19 protein-coding genes and 1 pseudogene are annotated in these 21,777 nt (G+C 69.0%); 9 read left to right on the forward strand and 11 right to left on the reverse strand.

The features are described from left to right. Positions 1 to 99 precede the first annotated feature (99 nt). On the forward strand, positions 100 to 1,311 hold the full coding sequence (locus OIU81_RS04380; RefSeq protein ID WP_329154882.1) for a right-handed parallel beta-helix repeat-containing protein: 1,212 nt from the start codon (positions 100 to 102) through the stop codon (positions 1,309 to 1,311). 7 nt (positions 1,312 to 1,318) lie between these two features. Here the strand turns inward: OIU81_RS04380 and OIU81_RS04385 are convergent, their stop codons facing one another. The 4 genes from OIU81_RS04385 to OIU81_RS04400 all read right to left on the reverse strand — a co-directional run bounded on the left by OIU81_RS04385 (position 1,319) and on the right by OIU81_RS04400 (position 6,625). Beyond that, a complete protein-coding gene (locus OIU81_RS04385) occupies positions 1,319 to 1,999 on the reverse strand; it encodes a hypothetical protein (protein WP_329154884.1) in 681 nt (226 codons plus the stop codon). Between the two features lie 320 nt (positions 2,000 to 2,319). Then, a complete protein-coding gene (locus OIU81_RS04390; RefSeq protein ID WP_329144011.1) occupies positions 2,320 to 4,833 on the reverse strand; it encodes an SdrD B-like domain-containing protein in 2,514 nt (837 codons plus the stop codon). A gap of 1,163 nt (positions 4,834 to 5,996) precedes the next feature. Then, entirely contained in the window at positions 5,997 to 6,287 is a 291-nt protein-coding gene (locus OIU81_RS04395) for a hypothetical protein (RefSeq protein ID WP_329330892.1), read from the reverse strand. A gap of 176 nt (positions 6,288 to 6,463) precedes the next feature. Beyond that, positions 6,464 to 6,625, reverse strand: coding sequence for a hypothetical protein (locus tag OIU81_RS04400; protein ID WP_329144015.1), 162 nt, complete (start codon positions 6,623 to 6,625; stop codon positions 6,464 to 6,466). A gap of 577 nt (positions 6,626 to 7,202) precedes the next feature. Between OIU81_RS04400 and OIU81_RS04405 the strand changes: the two genes are divergently transcribed. Continuing rightward, the gene (locus OIU81_RS04405; RefSeq protein ID WP_329330894.1) at positions 7,203 to 8,147 is read left to right on the forward strand and encodes a hypothetical protein; all 945 of its coding nucleotides are present in this window, start codon (positions 7,203 to 7,205) and stop codon (positions 8,145 to 8,147) included. Between the two features lie 616 nt (positions 8,148 to 8,763). Here the strand turns inward: OIU81_RS04405 and OIU81_RS04410 are convergent. The 3 genes from OIU81_RS04410 to OIU81_RS04420 form a co-directional block, all read right to left on the reverse strand. Further along, positions 8,764 to 9,015: a hypothetical protein gene (locus OIU81_RS04410; RefSeq protein WP_329144019.1), complete on the reverse strand. Its 252-nt coding sequence runs from the start codon at positions 9,013 to 9,015 to the stop codon at positions 8,764 to 8,766. After that, the gene (locus tag OIU81_RS04415) at positions 9,012 to 9,626 is read right to left on the reverse strand and encodes a ParA family protein (protein ID WP_329144021.1); all 615 of its coding nucleotides are present in this window, start codon (positions 9,624 to 9,626) and stop codon (positions 9,012 to 9,014) included. The genes OIU81_RS04410 and OIU81_RS04415 overlap by 4 nt, the downstream gene beginning before the upstream one ends. Positions 9,627 to 10,040: 414 nt before the next feature. Further along, positions 10,041 to 10,466, reverse strand: a complete 426-nt coding sequence (locus OIU81_RS04420) for a secondary thiamine-phosphate synthase enzyme YjbQ (RefSeq protein WP_329144023.1) — start codon at positions 10,464 to 10,466, stop codon at positions 10,041 to 10,043. Positions 10,467 to 10,615: 149 nt separating this feature from the next. On the opposite strand from OIU81_RS04420, the gene OIU81_RS42240 reads away from it, so the two are divergent. The 6 genes from OIU81_RS42240 to OIU81_RS04445 all read left to right on the forward strand — a co-directional run bounded on the left by OIU81_RS42240 (position 10,616) and on the right by OIU81_RS04445 (position 16,632). Then, positions 10,616 to 10,705, forward strand: a complete 90-nt coding sequence (locus OIU81_RS42240; protein WP_362608349.1) for a putative leader peptide — start codon at positions 10,616 to 10,618, stop codon at positions 10,703 to 10,705. A 640-nt stretch (positions 10,706 to 11,345) separates the two neighbouring features. Beyond that, the gene (locus OIU81_RS04425; protein ID WP_329154887.1) at positions 11,346 to 12,134 is read left to right on the forward strand and encodes an ABC transporter permease; all 789 of its coding nucleotides are present in this window, start codon (positions 11,346 to 11,348) and stop codon (positions 12,132 to 12,134) included. Continuing rightward, on the forward strand, positions 12,107 to 13,093 hold the full coding sequence (locus OIU81_RS04430; protein WP_329144025.1) for an ABC transporter ATP-binding protein: 987 nt from the start codon (positions 12,107 to 12,109) through the stop codon (positions 13,091 to 13,093). The genes OIU81_RS04425 and OIU81_RS04430 overlap by 28 nt, the downstream gene beginning before the upstream one ends. Continuing rightward, a complete protein-coding gene (locus OIU81_RS04435) occupies positions 13,090 to 14,136 on the forward strand; it encodes an ABC transporter substrate-binding protein (RefSeq protein ID WP_329144027.1) in 1,047 nt (348 codons plus the stop codon). Before OIU81_RS04430 ends, OIU81_RS04435 begins: the two co-directional genes overlap by 4 nt. A gap of 1 nt (position 14,137) precedes the next feature. Beyond that, the gene (locus OIU81_RS04440; protein WP_329144029.1) at positions 14,138 to 15,343 is read left to right on the forward strand and encodes an LLM class flavin-dependent oxidoreductase; all 1,206 of its coding nucleotides are present in this window, start codon (positions 14,138 to 14,140) and stop codon (positions 15,341 to 15,343) included. 170 nt (positions 15,344 to 15,513) lie between these two features. Next, positions 15,514 to 16,632, forward strand: a complete 1,119-nt coding sequence (locus tag OIU81_RS04445) for an NAD(P)-binding domain-containing protein (RefSeq protein ID WP_329144031.1) — start codon at positions 15,514 to 15,516, stop codon at positions 16,630 to 16,632. A 491-nt stretch (positions 16,633 to 17,123) separates the two neighbouring features. Here the strand turns inward: OIU81_RS04445 and OIU81_RS04450 are convergent. Beyond that, positions 17,124 to 17,624: pseudogene (locus tag OIU81_RS04450) on the reverse strand (alcohol dehydrogenase); the annotation flags it as partial. On the opposite strand from OIU81_RS04450, the gene OIU81_RS04455 reads away from it, so the two are divergent. Then, the gene (locus tag OIU81_RS04455; RefSeq protein WP_329144033.1) at positions 17,625 to 17,870 is read left to right on the forward strand and encodes a LysR substrate-binding domain-containing protein; all 246 of its coding nucleotides are present in this window, start codon (positions 17,625 to 17,627) and stop codon (positions 17,868 to 17,870) included. Positions 17,871 to 18,042: 172 nt separating this feature from the next. On the opposite strand, the gene OIU81_RS04460 is transcribed toward OIU81_RS04455, so the two are convergent. The 3 genes from OIU81_RS04460 to OIU81_RS04470 all read right to left on the reverse strand — a co-directional run bounded on the left by OIU81_RS04460 (position 18,043) and on the right by OIU81_RS04470 (position 21,775). After that, positions 18,043 to 19,140, reverse strand: a complete 1,098-nt coding sequence (locus OIU81_RS04460; protein ID WP_329144035.1) for a response regulator — start codon at positions 19,138 to 19,140, stop codon at positions 18,043 to 18,045. Continuing rightward, the gene (locus OIU81_RS04465) at positions 19,133 to 19,381 is read right to left on the reverse strand and encodes a hypothetical protein (protein WP_329144037.1); all 249 of its coding nucleotides are present in this window, start codon (positions 19,379 to 19,381) and stop codon (positions 19,133 to 19,135) included. Before OIU81_RS04465 ends, OIU81_RS04460 begins: the two co-directional genes overlap by 8 nt. A 630-nt stretch (positions 19,382 to 20,011) precedes the next feature. After that, on the reverse strand, positions 20,012 to 21,775 hold the full coding sequence (locus OIU81_RS04470; RefSeq protein WP_329144039.1) for a WD40 repeat domain-containing protein: 1,764 nt from the start codon (positions 21,773 to 21,775) through the stop codon (positions 20,012 to 20,014). Positions 21,776 to 21,777 lie beyond the last annotated feature (2 nt).

The following is a 21,777-nucleotide window of genomic DNA, read 5'->3' on the forward strand; positions in this document are numbered from 1 at the left end:
TTACTGAGCACACTGACATGCGTACTGGCGGGCTGCGGGCCCGGCGATGACGGGTCCAACCACGGCCGGCGACCACCCGGCGCGCACGTGACGATCAGAGTGCCGGCTGACGCCCCGACGATCTCGGCTGCGGTGTCTCTCGCTCACCCCGGTGACCTGGTGTTGGTCGCGCCGGGCGGGTACCACGAGTCGGTGAAGGTCTCCACGCCTCGTGTCACTGTTCGTGGGGAGTCCCGGGACAAGGTCGTGATCGACGGGCGGTTGCAGCAACCGAACGGCATCCTCGTCACCGCGCCCGGGGTGGCCGTGGAGAACCTGACCGTGAAGAACAACACGCAGAACGGGGTCCTGGTCACCGGTTCGGCGAAGGCGGGCGCCGGGCTACCGGGGCGTTCCGGGGGCTACGACACCGGCGATGAGCCTGTCACCTTCCTGAAGTCGTTCCTGGTCTCCCACGTGACCGCGACCCGCAACGGGCTGTACGGCATCTACGCGTTCTCCGCGCAGAACGGTGTCATCGAGCACTCATACGCGTCAGGCGGGGCCGACTCCGGGATCTACGTCGGACAGTGCAAGCCCTGTCACATCGTGGTGCGGGACAACATCGCCGAACTCAACGCGGTCGGTTACGAAGGCACCAACGCCAGCAAAGACATGTACGTGGTCGGCAACCGCCTGGTCGGCAACCGGGTCGGCCTGACCACCGACTCCGACCATCAGGAGAAGCTGCTCCCGCAGCGGGGCGCCCTCATCGCGGGCAATCTGATCGCGGCCAACCAGCAGAGGGCCACCCCGGAGCAGGCCGACGGCGGGTGGGGTACCGGCATCGGCATCGACGGCGGCAGCGACAACCAGTTCCTCCGCAACCGCATCGCCGACAACAGCAACGCCGGGCTGGTGATCACCGCAACCGCCGATCTGCCTCCGATGGGCAACCAGGTCGTGGACAACACGTTCCACGGCAACGGCATCGATGTCGGCTGGACGTTCCCCACCGCCACGCGGGGACGGGGCAACTGCCTGCGTGGCAACGAGCTGCGCACCACAGTGCCCGCGCGGCTCGCGACAACCGCGTCCTGCCCGCTTCCGGCCCGGTCGCCCTCGCCGGCCGGCAGGTGGGCGATGCCGAAGGCGCCCGGTGGCATCCCGTTCACCGAGGTCGCGGTGCCGGGTCCACAGCCGCAGTTCCCCCACGCCACTACTACGGGCGCCACCGCTGTCCCGGCCGTTCCGGCCCTGCCGAAGACGGCAGGCATCCCGCTGCCGTCCGCGTCCCTGCTCGCCGTGAACGCGCGGGTGCAGACGTCCTGAACAGCGGCTACCGGGTCGGGGTGACTCCGGGTACCGGCTTGACCGGAACGTACTTGTGGGTGTCGAAATCGATGCCCACCGGCTGCGGCTCGGAACCCATGCTGACGCGGACCCGGTACATGGTGCCGTCCGAGCCGACCCAGTAGCGCGCATTGCCCGCCGTACCGGAGCGGTCATGGGAGGACGGCCCCGTCATGACGTCCACCCGATGCCCGTCCACCTGGTCTCGTCCCCACCAGGCGGCGCCGTTCTGCGGCAGCAGTTCGGCGTTGTCCGGTCGGTCGCTGCCGAGCCGGAGCGCGATGGTCAGCGAACTGTCCAGCGAGCTGCCGGACGACAGCAGCGGACGGCGGTACCAGGCCGAGCGGGGCGGCGACGCGGGTGCGTGCGCCGGGGCGTGCGCCATCGGGTGGACGAACACCGAGGTGGCCGTCCACTCGATCAGGCCGTCGCTGGATGTGTCGCGCCCGGTGCCGTGCACCACGCCGTATCCGAGCTTGCCTCGGTAGTCGACGGACCCGGTGACGATCAGCCCGCCGGCGGTGCCCGGCACAGTGATCGTCACCGCGCGCCCGTGCGCCTCGTAGTTACGGAACCGCGTGATCGCCAACCGGTTCGCCTCATCCGAAGTCAGCGCGCGCGGACCGCCGGGGCCGGAGCCGCCGTCGGCGACCAGGAACGCGGCCACCGCGGCCACCGCGACGGCCACTGTGCCGATGACGACTGCCGCCCGGCGTGGCCGTAGCCATCGGCGCCGGTCAGCCGCACGGCCCGGTAGAGCTTGCCGGCTTCTCGCGCTCCGCACGCGGCTCGACGCTGACACTCTTCTCATCCATCCTCTCGATCCCCACACTGCTCGGCCGGCGTGCGGTCACGGCGGAACGCGCCGGTCCAGTGACGGACGACGCCAAGGCCGGCCCTCGTGGGCCGGCCGAGACGTGATCTGCCCGACCGCGCCATCCGGACCGCGGGCAGGCAGATCACAGTTGTTCGGTTCGTTCGGTTCGTTCAGTGCTTCCGGGCGCGACGCTTCCGGCTCGTGAACACGATGACCAGGCCCGCACCCACCAGCAGACCGACCAGGGCGATCATCTCTGGCAGCCCGGACGTACCGGTGTTCGCCAGCGAGCCCTTGCTCCCACCGGCCGGGGCCGGGTTGGCAGGCGGTGCGGGTGGCGGCGGCGTAGCGGCCGGCGGCGAGGTCGGGCTCGGCGTCGAGGTCGAGGTCGAGGTCGCGGTCGGGGTCAGGCTCGGGCTCGGCGTCGAGGTCGGGGGCGAGGTCGGGGTCGAGGTCGGCGTAGAGGTCGGCGTAGAGGTCGGGGTCGGCGTCGGGGTCGGCGTTGCCTTCGGGATGTACACCCCGGCGTCGATCGTGTGATTGACCCCGCCCGGCTTGTCCGGCGCCGTGACAGGCGCGTGGCCGTTGCACAACCGCCCGGTGGTCGGCGGGGTCACATTGGAGTCATGCGCACGGTGGGCACCGGCTCGCGGGAGGGTGAACCGCAGCTCGCTTGACGGGGGCCGGCCGGGCACCTTGCCGGTGTCCGCGGTACACACGTCGAACTGCACCATGTATTTCGCACCCGGCGTGAGCTGGTACGCGGCGCCGACACCACCGAAGTAGTACTCGCCGGCGGCATCGGTCCTGGTCGTGGCGACCTGCTTGCCGTCCGCGTCCAGCAGGTTGATCGTCGCCCCCGGCAGCAGCACTTCCGCCGGGTCCTGGATCCCGTTGTGGTCGCCGTCGAACCACACGAGGTTACCGATCTGGATCGGCGCGTTCGCCGCTGCGTACGCGATGTCACCGAGCCCGCCGGCCTTGCCGAACCCGTTCTGTTCCTGACCGACGAACTGGTACGCGTTGGCGGCCGGACCGTTGCCCGGTCCCTGACCGGTCGTGATGTCGTAGTAACCGGTCCCAGCGGCTTCGATGTCGACGGCCGGATCGAACTCCGTGCTGACGACCCACTGCTGCTGCGGGATATAGGCCACCGACCCCAGCGCGGTCTCCTGGTGCACGCCGCCGCGGAAGAAGTCGCCCGGGAAGTATTCGACGACATCGTTGGCCTGGCCGCCATCGTTGGCGGGGGTGGCGTGGTGGGGGCAGTTTCCGGTGCCTTCCCACTCGTATCCACCGGTGGGACTGGCACAGGCCATGGTGATGTCACCACCGGACATGCCCATTTCCGGCGTGTTGTTCCCCGGGCGGGGGTCCAGCCCCTTCGCACTGAGAACGTCCATGAACCGGTCGCGGAAACCCAGGATCAGCGAACCGTCGCGGCCGAAGGCGAGGGAGGCGAGCTCCGGCTGCGGATCGATGAAGGCGCCGCCCACCTTTCGTTGGTCCCACGTGTCCAGGGTGGTGTTCCACGGGTTCCAGTGGGTGGCCTGGTCGGCGTCACCGGCACCCGTGAAGACGGTGCCGCGCTTGTCGGTGAGCGCGTGGGTCAGCACCGTGGAGAACCGCTTGCCGTCGTAGCTGTAGACGACGGCTTTCAGGTCCGCGCGCTGCCGCGTGCTCTCTGCGTTGCACACGCCGCCGACGTACAGCGTGTTGTTGTGGACGGCGAGACCGAACGGCCGCCAGTCGCCGGTGCTCGCGCACCCCGGGTCCGGGATCCGCACCGTCGCCTCGGGCGCTGAGGCGGTGGCCCCTGTCGCGTCGAAGCTCACCAGGCTGCGGGTCAGCAGGTTCACCGCGTACAGCGTGGAGCCGTCCTCCGACAGGGTCAGGCCACCGATGCTCTCCTTGCCCGGTGCGTCGGTGAACCCGGGATCCCTGTTCATGTCGGCGGTGTCGTGCGGCGTCACCGCAGCACCCGGCACCTGCGCGAACAACTCCGGCGCACCCGAGCCGCTGGCCGGCACCGTATAGATCGCGTCACTGCCCTTCGGCCCGTACGGGGCGTACCGGCGGGCGAACGCGCTCTGGAACAGCCGGCTCCGGTACTTGTCGTACGCCAACCCGAACGTCGTGCCCACCTGGGCCTGCGTGGCCAGCGTGTCCGGGCACGACACACCGGCAGGACACGTGCCCCGGGTCTTCGTCCCGAACGCCACCAGTGCCCGGGTGTCGGTTCCGTTAGCGCCGCCATTCTGAACCGGCACGAAATACCGTGAGTCCGGCAGCGTGTAGTCGGCCGGATCCCACACCCCCGTCACCACCGAGGCGTTCTTTTCGTCCGACACATCCACGAACGACGTGAAGCTGTTGAAGTGGTTCTCCGCCGTCGACGCAGGCGCCGCCCGCAAGTAGTCGCTGTACGGTGCCGGGATGCTGACGTCGACGCGGTAGCGGCCGCCGCTCAGCACGGTCGACCGCGACACCACGACCTTCCCGGTGGCATCCGTGACGCCGGTGACATCGTGCCCGGCGGGGTCGGAGATCTCCACCTTCATGCCCCGCTGTGGGACGTCCATCGTCGCGTTGATCACGCCGGTGCCGAAGAAGTCACGCAGCACCGCAACCGTCAGCGTGCCGTCGGCGGTCGAAGCGGCGGCCGGACCAGCCGTCGCTCCCACGGCACCGCCTGCCAGCAACAGAACGGATAACCCTATGCGTGCCAGCGGCTCCACAAGCCTCCAGGCCGACCGGCGAGAATCTCTGCCGACTCGTTTCATGGCATCACACTCCACACTTTTCTTGTCAGGAAAACGAAGTACCCGTTTCTCGCTGCACGTTCACTTCATGGCCCCGGACGCGGACGCCGGCGCGAACGCCACGGAAAAGAAAAAGGGCCCACGCTGTTGCGTGGACCGCTTTGTGGTGATCGCTTGAGGGTATTGCGGACGAGTGGTAAGCGTCGCAGGCCAGGAAAAGCGAACGCGCGTTCAGGACCTCGGGCAGGACGGCCCTGGGTTGTGTGTTCTTGCAACTCCATCACGGCGCCCTCGCCCCCACCACCGACCTCGCCGACCGCCATCGCGAGCAGCGCCCGATATTCTATCCGCTGACATCTCGCCGTCACCAGCAGAACGCCCGACCTGGCACCCATCGGGATCCGCGAGAGTCCCCAAGTGCCCAGAGAATGGAGACCGGAAGAATGTGCGACAGCGACATAACGGCCGGATCCGGTCCCGTTGAGCGTGGCTTCTTTCACTTCTGGACAGCAATTGTCGATGCGTGTGGGTGGCAGTTGTCAGTCGGCGGGGATAGTGAGGTTTACGGGAATTCCCGTGAACATCCAGACGGCCGACGATCACCAACGATCACCAAGTGCCGCCCGAAACCCTGGTTCTGGCGCAACTTCTGTGGAGTGCACAGGAGGCGTGACGGCTGAACGTCGTGCGACCCTTGGGAAGTTGCCCGAAAACGATCAGTGCCCGATGAGGTGTGGCTGACAGTTCGAGGCCGTGGAAGAGGTGGTGCTCCGACTGGAGGAGCTGTTGTTCCCGTCGATCGCGGACGTCGCGGTGCTGTCGATGGACGTGAGCAACAAGGCAGCACGCGTGGCAGCACGCGTGGCAGCAGGGTGCACGACGGCGGGCGCCGCCTGCCCAGGATGCGGGACCACCGCAGCTGCCTGCGGGGAGTGCGCACCGGCCCACCCCGGGCCCCGCACCAAGGGCGGCGCACTCCGGCTCGGTCCCCGAGCCGCCGGATGGGTGACAGTCACCGGAAGACCGGCGCAGGTGGCGCTCCCGCCGACCCGTGATCAAGGTCGGTTGGCGGGAGCGCCGGTGGTTCAGCCGGCGCCTTCCTCGGCGGCGATCCGTGCGTGCGTTTCGTCGCTGTCGGTGCCGGCGGCGCGCTTGCCATAGCCGCGGTGGACGACCATGAGTTGGTCTTGCGTGCGCTTCTTGTCGCGGTAGGCGATCACGGCTGGGCCGGCGCCGCTGGTGTGGCCGGGGAACATGGCGTCCTCGTTCCACTCGAAGCGACCGGTATTCGCATTACGGCCAACACCGTCCACCACAGGTTGGGGTCCTCGGCGGGGTTGATGCCGATCGGGATGAGCATCGTCGGCGAGATCCACGGCGAGACCAACTTGCAGCCGTACCCCCTCGACACCGCCTGGACCCAACCCTTCTGCGCCATGGCCGCCAGGGTGACCAGGGACGAGAGAGGCTCCTTGAGCGCCTCGCCGAGGAAATCCGCGAGGAGGTCTTGATCTCGAGGTACGCATCCACCGCCGCCTGGTTGAGGTGAACCTCAAACCCCCACCACTTCGCCTTGAACTCCACGGTGGCGCCCCGCGCCTCCAGTTCCTTGCGCGCGCTCCGCCCGCTCCACCAGCTCCGGCGGCGGCGTCTCGTAGACCACGCTGTTCTGCGGCGCGCTGTCCTGGGACTCGGTGGACTGATCGATGGCCATGGTTTTCCTCTCCAGCGGCGCGTGTCGTACCGGCCTGCCCGGACTCGTGACTCGAAGATCCCGGCGCCCCTCAGAATGCCCACATAGCGCAGCGAAAGACTGCATAAAGCCACTGATTGGCCTTATGGGGGCTACTCAATCTGGGGAAGCAATCACGGCCAGCCATACGGGAAAAGCGAGCTTTGGATGAGACGCGCGGGCTCGGTAACGTCGCTGAGACGAATCCGCACGCACCGCCCCGCCACCTGTCCACATCGGGGGCGCTGCCTGGGCGATCACGAGCATGCCGCCTGCGTGGTCGGCAGCCGCGTCGCGCCGCGGCCCTGGGCATGGGCCGAACAGGTGCATCCTGAGCCGGTCTGCGGGGGTGAGCCACTGTGATCGTGATCTTGCCTCGGCCGCCGGGCTATGGTCCCGCGTGGAGACGCTCCCCTGGGACAGTTCCTGCTGCTCCCGCTGGTGTTCTTGGAGGCTCGCGGGTATGCCCCGTTCGTATGGCGGGCCAGCGGACGGCCGACGTGGCTTCCCGGCCGGGCTCCGGTCGGGAGCGGCCGCTCTGCTCGCAGCCGCCGCTGCGGTGCTGAGCACGCTGATCATCGCTACGCCCGCCGCTGCGGCCGTGCCCAGTTGCCGCGTCGGGGCTTACGTCACCGACCTCTACGCGGTGGATCCGGTCAGGCGCACCGTGAACGCGGAACTGTGGCTGTGGAGCGTATGCCCACGCAAGGATCTGGCCGCTGTCCAGCGTCTCGAGTTCACCAACGCGACGAGCACGACGCTGACCGCCCCTTCCAGCGAAAAGGTGGACAACGAATACTGGACGCAGGTCAAAGTGTCCGGGACCTTCCGGCAGAACTTCGACCTGACGGACTTTCCGTTCGACAAGCAGGTCGTCCGGATCCGGGTTGAGGAAAACGAGCTGGACGAGTCACGGTTCGTCTACCGGGCGGATGTGAAGAACTCCACGTACAGCCCCAGGATCCATCCCGACGACTTCAAGATCACGAAATTCCGGATCGGTGTCGTGGACGCGCCCTACAGGACGAACTTCGGCGATCCCAGGCTCAAGCAAGGAGGCAGCAGCCGCTACTCCCAGCTGGTGATCAAGTTCCAGCTCACCCGAGAGGACATCACGAGCTTCGGCAAGCAGATCCTGCCGGTATATGTGGCTTTCCTGGTCGCCCTGGTCTCGTTTCTGATCTGGTCGACGGACGACGAGGTCGCCATGGTCGCACGGCTCGGGATTCTCGGTGCCGCGCTCTTCACGATCATGCTCAACTTGCGGGCAGTCGACGAGGCGATGGGCACGTTCCTGAACGTGACGCTGGTCGAAGAGATCCACTTCATGAGCCTGCTCTACGTACTGATCGGTGTCGCCAACACCACCTACGTCATGGGACTGTTGACCGATCCCATGGCCCGACCGGCGGCGCGGCGCTTCAACAACCGCATTTTCGCCATCGCGACGGGCTGCTACATCGTCGCCAACGTCATCGCCATCGCCCTCACCGTGTCGTTCTGAGTCCGTACACTGCTCGCCGCCGAGGCGGCCGCCGGCCCGGCAGCTGCCGCGCTCCTGCGCATACCTCCCCGGCTGTTGAGTGCGGAGCGGGCATGCCGACTGGAGGAAACCGTGGTGCTGGAGAGCCGCACGGAACTCTTCGGCAACCGTGCCGCACCGTTGACGGTCAATCAGGTCGACTCACCGTCGTCGGCTGTCCGGAGATCCTCCAGGTGCGGGAACGCGACATCGACCGGCTGCGGGTCGAGCCCGTCGTCCTGGCGGCCCTGAGGGGGACGGGCGCACTGACGTGACCCTGAGGCGACGCTGGGCATGGCGGGCCGGGGCCGGCCCGTGATGGGGGTACAGCGGCTCTGGGAGCCCAGGGTTGGTGGTCCGAATCGGCCAACGGCCGGATCCACGCGGGCCTTACGCCATCGCGCTGCGTCGAGGACACGGGATGCCTGAGCCAACGTCACCAGTCATCCTGTACGCCGGCGGTGCCCAGGCGAACCAGACCGGACGAGGGCAGTAACGGCATGATCCCACCGACCCCGGCGCAGGGCTGTTGCCTGACGGCCCCGGGGAGCAATCGGCACCTGGTCATCAACGCAGCGCGATGGTGGGGCGAAGCGGCCTAGCCTCCGGGCCGAGACACCCTGCTGACGGTGTCGACCAGGGTACGCAGGACGGCCGTGCCGACGAACGCCACCGAGGAGACCGGCCGGACCACCCATCGCGTCAGATCGCCTTGCAGGTCGGGATCCACCTCGACGGTCACCCGGATGTACCTGCTCTGCAGCGTGGTGACCTTGGTGGATCGGGGTCCGGAGACGTCGTCCTGCTCGCGCCGCAATGCGGCGCGGTAGTTTTCCCTGCGTTGGCTCATGACTCTTCCTGACGCTTGATCAATTCCTCCGCGAAGTCCATATACGCCGACTCCTTGGCCTGGACCGAGTTCCCGAAGGATTGGGCGTACAGGTCGAGCCGCGCGATATGGGTGTCCAGCACCTCGAAACCCCGCTCGGTAAGTGCCTCGCGAGCGTCGGCATCGGGCCCGGTGCGCGTGGCATCGGGACGGTTGGTCCGATTGAGCAGGACCGCTGTGCGGGCCGGCTCAGCACGCAGGGACTGCACGTCCGCCATCTCACCGAGGATGGGTGCCATCCGGTCCAGTTCGATGGGAGCGGGAGTGACGGGCACGATCCACTCACCGGCGTACCTCATGATGCTGCGGGCAATCCGGGGATGGTCCTCCAGCTGGGGCGCATCGAGCACGACGGCCTGCCGGTCGCCGAGGAAGTCGTTCACGCGACGGTGGACGTCCCCCACCGGCAGGGCGATCACCGGAAACGGAAAGCCACCGGCCAGCTCGCTCCAGCGCAGCGCGGAAGCGGCTGGGTCACCGTCGACCAGCAGGGGGGACAGTCCCAACTCATGAAGCGCATGGGCCAGCCACACAGCACTCGTCGTCTTTCCGACGCCGGGCTTGAGGTTCACAAACGCACAGCTCAACGGCACGAGAGCTGACGCTAACGGGCGCGATCGTCCAGCCTCGGCCGACACGAGGGCGTAGCTTCGTGGTTCACCCGCACGCGAGTGAGAAACGGCGGGCACCCGGTTGTTGTCACAGTCGACCATGTGCACCAGCGGCGGCCTCTTCTTGCCCGCGCGCCGGACAGCATTCAGCCCGATCCCGTCCTCAGCTGCTACTCCGCTCGGCCCCGCCACGACCGGCCCACAGAACCTGGCGGACCAGCGCGGATGGTGGACGGCGCGGCCTCGGCCATGAGCTGAGGGCACACCCTCCCCCTCCCCCTCGGAGCCGCATGGAATCCGCCCGCCCTTGGCCACCACCTCCGCGAGATGTCCCATCCGGCCGGCAAGGGCCCGTACGCCTCGTTCTCGCACCGCTCACCAGCCGAGGAAACTCAACCGCACCTGGCGGTTCGGGTTGTCGACGTTGGTGTCGACCAGGCAGACCGACTGCCAGGTGCCCAGTGCCATTCGGCCCGATACGACCGGGAGGGTGGCGTGGGGTGGGACGAGGGCGGGCAGGACGTGGTCGCGGCCGTGGCCGGGGCTGCCGTGGCGGTGGCGCCAGCGGTTGTCGGCGGGCAGGAGGTCGTGGAGCGCGGCCAGGAGGTCTTCGTCGCTGCCGGCGCCGGTTTCCAGCACGGCGATACCGGCCGTTGCGTGGGGGACGAAGATGTTCAGCAGGCCGTCGCGGCCGTCTGCCGCCTCTTGGAGGAAGACCGTGCAGTCGGCGGTGAGATCGGCGACGGACTCGGCCGTGCCGGTGGTGATTTCCAGGGTGCGGGTGGTGAATGCGGTGCTCATGCGTTCATTTTCCTCTGGGCGGCGTGTCCTCGTCGCCGGCTAGCCCCGCGGGCGCCTTCCGCAATGTTGCCGCCACGTTCCGGCAATAAGGGTCCGGCAGCCGAGATGACGATTGACCTCTCTTCGAGGGCGCGGCTACGTTCATCGGCATGTCTACCTCAGCCCTGCTCACCACGCGCGGTCATATCGACCTGGTGCGGGTGGCCTCTGCCGCGTGTCGCCGCGGCGGCCGTTGCTGACGTCAGTGCAGACGCGGGGCCTGTTGTTCGTCATGGGCTCGGTTCCGCAGGAATTGCTACGCGGGGTTTTGTAGCCCAGGGATGTGCTTAGCCCAGGGATGTGCGTTGCAGGGTCTCGCATCGCGGGGATGGGTGTCGCAAGCCTTCCGTGGGCGTTGCCTATCCTTCGCGGTGCTTCGTGGTGCTTCGTGCAGGCGTCTTTTGTGACCTGTCTCTTTCCCTGATCTCGCTGGTCTGCCGGGCATTCCCGCGTACGTAGCGGTTCAGTGGGCCGTGCCGCCGCCGAGGCCGGCGAGTCGCGTCTGTCGTGTCGGGTCGGGTCGGGTCGTGCCCGGTGAGTCGTGCGTTCGGTGCATCCCCCTCCCGCCTTATCTCCCCTCCCCTCCCCTCCCCTCCCCTCCCCTCCCCTCCCCTCCCCTCTCCCGCCCGTGGAGCATTCATGACTGTTGAGCAGGCCGTGCGCGGCCATGTGCCGCCCGATACCTCCGATCCCTCGGTGCAGCCGGTGCAGCACGCACACTTGAAGAGTTCGGAAGAGCGGAGGAAGCCGCCGGAGAAGTCCGCACGTGGAGTGGGGCCGGCGGGTGGTGAGGCCGAAGGTGGGGCCGGCGGCCGTGACGAGGGGCTTGAGCTTGTCCGTGTGGTGGCGGGTTCCCGGCGTCGGTGGGCGGTGCCGCGGTGGTTGCGGCGTACGGCCGGGCCCGTGGCGCTCCTGGTGCTGTGGCAGGTGTCGAGCGCCAGTGGGGTGCTGGAGGCCGGCATTCTGGCGTCGCCCGGCACCATCGCGGCCACCGCGGGCGAGCTGGTCTCGGACGGCACGCTGCCCTCGGCGATGCTGGTGTCCGTGCAACGGGTCGCGGTCGGGCTGCTGTTGGGCGGCGTGACGGGTGTGGTGCTGGCGCTGGTGTCGGGGCTTTCGCGGCTCGGTGAGGACCTGGTGGACGCCACCGTGCAGATGCTGCGGGCCATCCCGTGGGTGGGGGTGATCCCGCTGTTCATCATCTGGCTGGGCATCGGTGAGGCACCCAAGATCGCGCTGATCTCGCTGGGTGTGGCCTTCCATCTGTATCTGAACGTGCATGCCGGGATCCGTGGCGTGGATGCCCAGTTGGTGGAGGCGGGGAACTCGCTCGGGCTGACCCGATGGGGCCTCGTCCGGCATGTGGTGCTGCCCGGTGCGCTGCCGGGCGCCATGACCGGGCTGCGCTACTCGCTCGCCACCGCGTGGCTCGCGCTGGTCTTCGGTGAGCAGATCAATGCCGATGACGGGCTGGGCTTTCTGATGAACCAGGCCAGGGAGTTCTTCCGCACCGACGTGATCGTGGTGTGCCTGGTCGTCTATGCGCTCCTCGGGCTGCTCGCCGATTTCGTCATCCGTACTCTCGAAAGGCTGCTGCTGCAATGGCGACCGACGTTCACGGGCCAGTGACCGGGATCGAACACCGGCGGCGTCCGCACCCCGCGGGCTCCGGCGCCGCCGTGGAGGTGGACGGGCTGGTACGGGCGTTCGGTGACCGGGTGGTCATCGACGGTCTGGAGCTGTCCGTCCGGACCGGTGAGTTCGTGGCGCTGCTCGGACGCAGCGGTTGCGGGAAGTCGACCCTGCTGCGGGTACTGGCGGGACTCGACCGGGAGATCACGGGCGAGGTGCTGGTGCCGCGCCGTAAGGCCGTGGCGTTCCAGGCGCCGCGGCTGATGCCCTGGAAGCGGGTCTGGCGCAATGTGCTGCTGGGACTGCCGGGGCGTCCGCGACGCGAGGCTGCTGTACGGGCGTTGACGGAGGTCGGGCTCGGCCATCGGGCGGACGCCTGGCCCAAGACGCTCTCGGGCGGCGAGGCACAGCGCGCGTCGCTGGCCCGTGCGCTGGTGCGGGAGCCGGATCTGCTGCTGCTCGACGAGCCGTTCGGTGCCCTCGACGCGCTGACCCGGCTCAAGGCCCAGCGTCTGGTGGCGGAGTTGTGGCAGGAGCGCGGCTGCGCGGTGCTGCTGGTCACCCATGACGTGGAGGAGGCGCTGCTGCTCGCCGACCGGGTGCTGGTGATGGAGGACGGGCGGATCGCGTACGAGGCCACGGTGGATCTGGCACGGCCGCGCGATATCTCCGCTCCGCGCTTCGGTGCGCTGCGCGCCCGACTGCTCGACCGGCTCGGGGTGGAGGGCGCGGAAGTTTCCGAGGCGGGCCAGGAAGGCTCCGAGGCGGGAGAGGCCGACGCCCGGACCCGTGCGCAGACAGCCGCCCCCGCAGACGTCGGCGTCGACGCCGACGCCGACGCCGGGCAACACCCCACGCCCTCAGCCGTCCCCGCACCCATCCCCGCCCCCGTCCCCGTCCCCGCACCCGTCCCCAACACCCCGCACCGACCCCAGAACGAAACGGACACGCCATGAGAGCACACCATCTCGGCCCGGCCGCCCTGCTGCTTCCGCTCACTCTGCTGCTGGCCGGCTGCGGGGGTGCGTCGCGGGCCGAGGGGGCCGGGGGCGGAACCGGCAGCGGCACGGACGGCAAGGGGTCGCTGACCCTCAACGTCGGTGACCAGAAGGGGGGTTCGGAGGCGCTGCTGCGTGCCGCAGGGGAGCTGGACGACCTTCCGTACAAGATCAAGTGGTCGACGTTCACCTCGGGGCCGCCGCTGCTGGAGGCGATCAACGCGGGGGCGGTGGATGTCGGCGCGGTCGGCAACACCCCGCCCGTGTTCGCCGCCGCGGCGAAGTCGAAGATCAAGGTGATCGCCGCGACGCACAGCAGGTCGGACGGCGAGGCGATCCTGGTGCGGAAGAACTCCCCGCTCCGGCGGCCGGCACAGCTCAAGGGCAAGACCGTCGCCGTTGCCCAGGGCAGTTCCGCGCACTACCAACTCATCGCCTCGCTGAAGAAGGCGGGACTGACGCCGAAGGACGTCACGCTCAGCTACCTCCAGCCGGCCGACGCGCTCGCGGCGTTCACCCGGGGGAAGGTGGACGCCTGGGCGGTATGGGACCCGTACACCTCGCAGGCGCTGGACCGGGCCGGGGCCCGGGTGCTGACCACCGGGCAGGGCGTGGTCAACGGGCTCGGCTTCCAGGTCGCCGCGCCGGCCGCGCTGGACGACAAGAAGAAGTCCGCGGCGCTGAAGGACTACACCGACCGGCTGCGGCGGGCGCAACACTGGGTGTTCACACACCCCGACGACTTCGCGAAGGCCTGGGTGAAGGAGACCGGGCTGCCGCAGAAGGCGGCGCTGGACGCGGTCCGGCGTACCCGGGGCACGGCGGTCGCGGTCGCCGTGGACAAGCCCGCCATCGCCTCCGAGCAGGGGATCGTGGACGCGTTCGCGGCACAGAAGCTGATTCCGCGGTCCTTCGACTTCGGGGACTTCGTCGACCCTCGTTTCAACGGTGACCTGCCGCCTTCGAGCACGGCACCGCACACCTATGGAAAGGCGCGCTGAGATGTCCGTACACCTGCACTGGTTTCTGCCGACCGGCGGCGACGGGCGGACCCTCGTCGACCGGCATGCCTACACCGACGGCGGCATCCGGCGGGACCGCATCACGCCGGTGAGCGGGGTACGGGCCCCGGACATCGAGTATCTCGCCCAAATCGCCAAGGCAGCCGAGCAGTTGGGGTTCGAGGCGGTGCTCACGCCGACCGGCACCTGGTGCGAGGACGCCTGGCTGACGACGGTGGCGCTCACCCAGGTGACGGAGCGCCTGAAGTTCCTCGTCGCGTTCCGGCCCGGGGTGATCTCGCCGGTGCTGGCGGCGCAGATGGCCGCGACGTACCAGCGGATCTCGCGGGGGCGACTGCTGCTGAACGTGGTGACGGGTGGCGACTCGACCGAGCAGAGGCGGTTCGGGGACTCCCTCGACCATGACCGGCGCTATGCCCGCACGGATGAGTTCCTGCAGGTCGTGCGCGGGGTGTGGGGTGGCGCGCCGTTCGACTTCCGGGGCGAGCATTACCAGATCGAGGGTGGTCTGACGGCGCTGCCGCCGGATCCGCTGCCGCAGATCTTCTTCGGCGGCTCCTCGCCCGCCGCGGGGCCGGTCGCCGCCCGGAACGTGGATGTCTACCTCACCTGGGGCGAGCCGCCCGAGCAAGTCCGGCAGAAGATCGACTGGATTCGCGGGCTGGCGGAGAAGGAGGGGCGTACGGTCCGGTTCGGCATTCGGCTGCACACCATCTCGCGGGATGCGTCGAAGGATGCCTGGGCGACCGCCGGACGGCTGCTCGACGATCTCGACCCGGAGACGATCGCGTCCGCGCAGCAGGCGCTGGGCCGGAGCGAGTCGGTGGGACAGCAGCGGATGCTGGCGCTGCACGGCGGGTCGCGGGACAAGCTGGAGATCTCGCCCAACCTGTGGGCGGGCGTCGGTCTGGTGCGCGGTGGTGCCGGGACGGCGCTGGTCGGCAGTCATGCCGAGGTCGCCGACCGGATCGAGGAGTACCACGCGCTGGGCGTCGAGCACTTCGTGCTCTCCGGCTATCCGCATCTGGAGGAGGCGTACTGGTTCGGGGAGGGCGTACGGCCGGAGCTCGCCGCCCGCGGACTGCTGGATGCCGGACGCCCGCCGCTCGACGGGGTGCCCGCCGCCCACGGCCGGCCGGCGTCCGCACCGGGTGGCGCGCCCCTGCTGTTCGCGGGCGGTCGCTGAGCGGAGTGGTGCGGAGGACGTGGTGCCTGGGGCGCGGTGGCGGTGATCGCCGCGCCCCACGCGGGCCCGCGTCTGGTCCGAGCGGGCGGCGTCCAGGCCGAGGCCCGCTGCTCCGGTAGGCGTCCGGGCGGCCCGGGAAGAGATCCCCCGCCTCCCGGGTTGGATGAAACATGAACCACTCCGGGGTGCGTGACGTCGAGGTCGTGGTGATCGGTGCCGGGCAGGCCGGTCTGGCCGCGGCCTTCCATCTGCGGCGGGCCGGCTGGGCGCCGGATCGGGACTTCGTCGTCCTCGATCACTCTCCGCGCCCCGGCGGGGCCTGGCAGTTCCGGTGGCCCACGCTGACCTTCGACAAGGTGCACGGGATGCATGCGCTGCCGGGTATGGAGCTGACCGGCGCCGACCCGCGGCGCCCGTCGTCCGAGGTGATCGGCGGGTACTTCGCACGTTATGAGCGGACCTTCGGGCTGCGGGTGCACCGGCCGGTGAACGTGGCGGCGGTGCGTACGGGCGCCGGCGGACGGCTGCTGGTCGAGACGTCCGAGGGCGCCTACGCACCGCGGGCGCTGATCAATGCGACCGGGACCTGGGACCGGCCGTTCTGGCCACGGTTTCCCGGCCAGGAGGTGTTCGCCGGCCGCCAGCTGCACAGCGCGCAGTACGCGGGGCCGGCGGACTTCCGCGGCGCGCGGGTCGTGGTCGTGGGTGGCGGGACGTCGGCCGTCCAGCAGCTGCTGGAGATCGCGCCGGTCGCGGCCGCCACGACATGGGTGACCCGTCGGCCGCCGGTGTTCCGGGAGGGGCCGTTCGGCGAGGAGCAGGGCCGGGCCGCCGTCGCTCTCGTGGAGCAGCGGGTACGGCAGGGCCTGCCGCCGCGGAGCGTGGTGAGCGTGACGGGGCTGCCGATGACCGAGGCACTTCGGCAGGCCCGGGCGAGCGGCGTGCTGGCACGGCAGCCGCTCTTCGAGCGCCTCACGCCCGGCGGTGTGGCCTGGGCCGACGGCCGTACGGTCGAGGCCGATGTGGTCCTGTACGCGACGGGCTTTCGCGCGGCGCTCGACCATCTCGCCCCGCTGCGGCTGCGCGAGCCGGGCGGCGGCATCCGGCTGGACGGCACCCGCACCCTGCGCGAGGCGCGGGTGCACCTCGTCGGATACGGACCGTCGGCGAGCACCATCGGCGCCAACCGGGCGGGGCGTGTCGCGGTCCGGGACATCCGGCGGCTGCTCGACAGCCCCCTTCAACTGGACGGACACGAGACGGAGTTGGTGGGGAGGCTGGCCTCATGAGGCAGGGCGGCTCACTGCCGCCCCGGGGCGCCGCCAAAGACTCCGCGGCCGCGCACGTCCGGCGCGGGAACGCACGTTCGCAGGTAAGCATGATCGAAGAGACGGGGCCTTCAATTGACTTCCCGCGCCGGTCACTGTTGACGAGGCGCAGGCGGCGGGCTGCAGACCGAAACGCCGACGTCCTCCGGTCGATACCTCTTGCCGGGCCGACGAGTTGGATCCCACACCACACGTCAAGGAGAAGCCCCGATGAACATCCTCACCAACCTTCTCGCGTGCGTCCTTCACTTCGTGGGGTGGCTTATTTGACCAACCCCGCATGAAGGCGCCGCCGTCCCTGTCCCTGGAGCGGCGGCGCCTTCGCGTGCGGCGAGCCCCGCGCCCGACGTAAAACGCCTGGTCAAACTCGACATCCTCACCGAGTTCGAACTGGCAGCTTCGCCAGGAAGCAGTAATCGGCCGAGCCCCGTGGTGGGGACCAGTGGGCCGTGTCAGGCAGCTGATGGGGTGAGGCTGGTGCGGTCGAACGGGCCGCCGTGCGCGGCGGCGTACGCGATGGCGTCGTTGACGGCATCGAGGCCGAACGACCGGACCCGTTCGGGGGCGAGATCCAAAGCGCCCGAGGCGAGGAGCCGGATGATGCCGACATTGGCTGTGCGCGGGTACATCCACTGCCCGCGCACGGTGATCGAGTTGCGCATGATCCATGGGTACGGGAGTGCGAGGTCGTCGCCACCGAGCATGCCGACGCCGCCCATGAGGACGACGCGGCCGTACTCGCGCACGGTCATGGCCGCCGCGCGCGAGGCCGAGCTGGGTGCGCTCGGCGGGAGCAGGTCGATCACCATGTCGATCGGGCCGTCGGCCGCCGTGGACACCGCCGCGCGGTCGGTGGCCTCGTCTCCGGTCAGCGGGACCGGGCGCAGACGCGGACCGAACCGGTCGGCGAGGAGGTCGAGCGCGTCCTTGTTGCGGCCGGGGGCAACCACGCGGTGCCCGGACGGCCGCGCGTCGTCCACTCCGCGCGCGACTGGCTGACGAAGCTCCAGTTGGTCGCCGGCGGCTTCGGCGTGACCACGGTGCCGTCCGGGCTCTCACCGATGCTGCTGCCCGGGGTGAGCGTGCTGCGCGTCGACGGCGCACCCCCCGAAATTCGCCGGGTGCTCGTGGCACGCCTCTGCGGCCACCCCACCCCGGCGATCACAGCCGTCACCCGAGCGATCACTTCGACCGCCTGAACCGCCGCCAAGGCAGCCGCACACGATCGCGTGTACCCCGATAGCGGCCGCCGGCAGCCGGCCGTCCGCGGAGGCAAGCGGGCTCGTTTCCGGAGGACACGCCCAACGTGACACTGGTCGGGGTTTCGTGTCCGATCCCCACTAAGCCCCCTCAAACCACCCTCTTAGGGATTCAGCGTTCCCGTTGGCGTCGTTCGTAAAAGATCTCCGTGAAGACGGCAACCTTGGCGCGTAGGGCCCAGGGATCAAACGGCTTGGCGATGTAATCCACGGCGCCTGCGGAATAAGCGCGGGCAGAATGTTCGGAGTCGATGCTCATCGCGGTAAGGAAGATGATCGGCAGGTCCCTGTGGCGGGAGCGCCGTTTAATCTGGGCTGCAGTCTCGTAGCCGTCCATCTCGGGCATTTGGACGTCCAGAAGCAGGACGGCGAAGTCGTCATGGTCGAGGAGCGCTTTGAGTGCTTCCCGGCCGCTGGAGACAGCGACGATCTCCTGGTCCAAGCCGTCCAGGACTGCTGTCATGGCGAGCAGGTTCTCCGGCTGATCGTCGACCACCAGTACTTTGGGAAGGCAGGGCGGGTTGGGCTCGTCAGCAGTAGCCTCGAGGGGCGCCTGTCGCTGTTCCTCGATGGTGTCGATCTGCCGTTCCAGCAGCTTGCAGCGTTCCTCCGCTTGGCTGTGCCGAATCTGGACGGCTTCCAGCTCGTTGGTGAGCCTGGTGACTTCGGAACTCAGGGCGTCACGCTCTCGCAGCAGGTTGGCGATATCAGGGGCGTGGGCCTCCAGAGCGTCAGCGCGTGCTCGCTCCGCGCTCCACTCGGATTCCAGGTGTGTCAGGCGGACCTCGAGGTCGGCGATGCGGTGCTGGCGGTCCAGCAGCGCTTCGCCGATGACGTCGCTGTGAGCCGTTGTGCTGCGGGCGGTACGGTCCGCGTCCGCGAGCTGCCTCTCGAGGATCTCCACCGCGTGCTTGGGCGAGGATGTGGTGGAGATTGCGGCCTGGTGCAAACGGCGCAGCAGGTCCATCGCCTCTTGCGTGGCCGGCTTACCGCGGTGTTCGGCGAGGTCGGCGAGCAGGTCCATGACCACGTCCCAGGGAGGGACGGCTCTGCCGCTGAAGTAGCGCGAGAAGGTGGCCGCGTTGCGGTGCCGTCTGCTGGAGTAACGGCGCAAAGAGACATTCAGCCCTTGGAAAAGCTCCCGTAGTGCGGTTGCCAGAGCCCGTGCTTCGTCGCTCAGTTCTTCGGGGAGGGGGTTCATCTCAGACATGGCGGTGAGCCTCTTCAGACCCATCGCCTTGAGGCAGGGCGCCTTGAGCGGTGCCGTTCGCTCCGGTCGCCACAATGCGGTCGAGGAAGGTGATCATCCCGCCTGCGCTGGCCATTCCGCCCAGCAGGCTGTCGGCTATTGCGTGACCGGCCAGGAGGGATAAGGCCACGGTCACGACACCGCCCACCATGCCGAGGGATAGCAGCACGACTGCTCTCAGCGACAGCAACGACGGTTTCACATCGGGCCCCTTTGCTACGACCGCATGATGCGGTGCTATGCCGGCGCTATGCCGGCGAGCTCAGCATGGCGGCTGACGAAGCCGTTGCGAGGCCGTTGCGGGAGCCACGCGGCGTTGCCTTCTCACTGCAGGAGTGAATCGAACGGCAAAAGCCCAGTTGAAGCGCCAGTTGTTCCCATACCGCGCCCCGCATTGCGAGAACAAGCTGCAACACTATGGGCGTTGCAGCGGCACCGCATCGGCGCGGGTCGAGGCTGCGTCCAGGCCGGAGTGAGGCTCAGCGCTGCCATGTCCACCCCAGCGCGTCCCTCTTCCATGGGCGTCGAGATCGACGAGCCAGACGCGGCACGCAGGCAGGCTCTCCACCGTGCGAACACCGCGCCTCTCGGTACCGTCGCCCGGCACGACGCCCAAGCCGTGCCCCACGGGCAGACAGGAGAGCGGTCCCCGTAGGACACGTCCGGGACGCTCACCGTGGGCTCATCCCCGCAGGAGTCGGGAGCAGCAGAGCGCAGGGTGCTCAGCGGCTCGGCCGGGGCATGGGCGGCGTCGGTCGGGCGTATGGGGGTACATCCCGCAGACCTGGTGAGTGAACTCCGGCTGAGGCGGTTGGAGTGTGGAAGGACAAGCTCAGGGCCAAAGCCGATGCAGGCTGAGACGGATGGTGTGGTAGCCATCAGGGCCGCTGACGGTCAGGTGTCCGCTCGATGTGAGGGATAGCGCATTACAGCGGTAGAGCAGCGGCACGGTCCTGACCGCTCCGCTCGTCAGATGCCAGAGGTGGACCTCGCCGTCGTTCCACGCAGCGGCGAGTACCGGGCCGATGTCGGTATTCGCCGCGGCCAAAGCTGTGACTACTGCGGGCCGTTGGTCGACGGGGGCTTCCATCGGTTCCTGGCTCGTCTCCCACATCCGGATGGACCCGTCGAAGGCGGCACTGAACACGAGGATGGATCCGTCGTCGCCGAGTGGCAGACAGGTGACCGCCGTGATCGGAACTGTGTGGAGGCGGTGGCTCCGGGGGGTTGGTGAGTAGGCAGTCAGGGACCAGACATGGACGGCTCCGCCGGTGTCCCCGACGGATAGCAGAGGCGACCGGGAACAGGAGCCGAGAGCAGTGGGCTGCGAGCCCTCCGTGGACGGGAGCGCCTGGGTGTGGTGGGCAACGATGTGCCCGAGCAACGTGGCGGCTGCCCCGTCCTCATCGGACGTGACGGCGTGGGGGACTCCGTCGTCGTCGAGAACCAGTAGGGCGTCGGAGTCGGTCCCAACGATGCCCGCGGAGCGCACCGGCAATGCCGACGGGATGCTCGTGTGCTGCCCTGATTCGAGGTCGTGAAGGTGGAGTCGGCCCAGAGGGTCGGAGACCAGTAGTCGGCCGTCGTCTCCCGATAGCTGGCAATGTGCGGTGACCGGTGTGTTGTGCTGTGCCCAGGTGGCTGTCCAGTGATGCTGTTCGGCAAGGGGCTGGAGGTATGCGGCGAGACGGTCGTTGTCACCGAGTGCAGCAGCGTGCAGGAGAGCCGCCCGCTCCAAGTGGCTGTGCTCGGTCGCGGTGAGCTGCGGCGCTGCCCGGCGCCAGATGCGGCGCGCCCCGGCAGGCAGCCGGACGCGTTCGTCGTCCATCACGGCGGTGATGGCGTGGGCTGACCCGTAGACGAGAAAGCCGGGGTCAGCAAGCAGACGCTCGACCTCCGCAGTCGGCTGACCGGCGGTCTCATACAGCGCTTGATCGAGCACGCGCCGGCGGATGTCATCCGGAGTCTGCGCCCAGTCAGGGCGGCCGGCGGCGGTGTGCGGAACAGCCGCCTTGAGATCTGCGAAAGCGGTGGTTCCTGCGCCGGCCATTTCGTGAGCGCCGTCAGGGTGCCCCTCGATGATTTCGGCAGAATGATCAGAGAGCAGCCCCGAATCACCGACCTCGATCACGGCCCGGATGTGAGGAAGCGCAAGGAGAGGCCCGAGGAACGCAGTGACGAGCGTCGTCGGATCGGCCTGCGCGAGGTCGGCTGAGCCGCGTCCGGCCCGGTGCAGGTCGGGAACGAGAAGGAGCGTTGGCCGCTGGTCGGCGGCGACCTGGTTCAACAGGCGGTCCAGGGGAAGGGGCCCGTAGCCCAACTGGCGGCCGAGGCCCCAGGCGAAGGTATCCGCGGTCAGCCCGTCGGCGGGGACAGTGGCGTGGACCGTCGTGCGGGGGTGGCCAGCCGCAGCTGCTCCCGCCAGAAACCACGCCAACAGGCGGCTCTTGCCGGTGCTTTGACTGCCGCGCACCAGGCACAGACCCGGCCGGTCTCCGTCCACGTCGACGACCCAGTCGAACAGCTGCTGCTGGCCGGGCACCCCCTCGACATGCGGCCAGGCGGCGATGTCCGGTGCTGGAATGACGGTGGCCACAG

This window comes from Streptomyces sp. NBC_01454 (assembly GCF_036227565.1).
Lineage (GTDB): Bacteria > Actinomycetota > Actinomycetes > Streptomycetales > Streptomycetaceae > Streptomyces.

Bases quoted from the DNA above. Each gene is read 5' to 3' on its own strand.
- OIU81_RS04430 (WP_329144025.1), top strand. From the start codon at position 12,107: ATGGCGACCGACGTTCACGGGCCAGTGACCGGGATCGAACACCGGCGG.
- OIU81_RS04410 (WP_329144019.1), bottom strand. From the start codon at position 9,015: ATGAGCCAACGCAGGGAAAACTACCGCGCCGCATTGCGGCGCGAGCAG.
- OIU81_RS04445 (WP_329144031.1), top strand. From the start codon at position 15,514: ATGAACCACTCCGGGGTGCGTGACGTCGAGGTCGTGGTGATCGGTGCC.
- OIU81_RS42240 (WP_362608349.1), top strand. From the start codon at position 10,616: ATGTCTACCTCAGCCCTGCTCACCACGCGCGGTCATATCGACCTGGTG.
- OIU81_RS04435 (WP_329144027.1), top strand. From the start codon at position 13,090: ATGAGAGCACACCATCTCGGCCCGGCCGCCCTGCTGCTTCCGCTCACT.
- OIU81_RS04460 (WP_329144035.1), bottom strand. From the start codon at position 19,140: ATGTCTGAGATGAACCCCCTCCCCGAAGAACTGAGCGACGAAGCACGG.
- OIU81_RS04420 (WP_329144023.1), bottom strand. From the start codon at position 10,466: ATGAGCACCGCATTCACCACCCGCACCCTGGAAATCACCACCGGCACG.
- OIU81_RS04400 (WP_329144015.1), bottom strand. From the start codon at position 6,625: ATGGCCATCGATCAGTCCACCGAGTCCCAGGACAGCGCGCCGCAGAAC.
- OIU81_RS04440 (WP_329144029.1), top strand. From the start codon at position 14,138: ATGTCCGTACACCTGCACTGGTTTCTGCCGACCGGCGGCGACGGGCGG.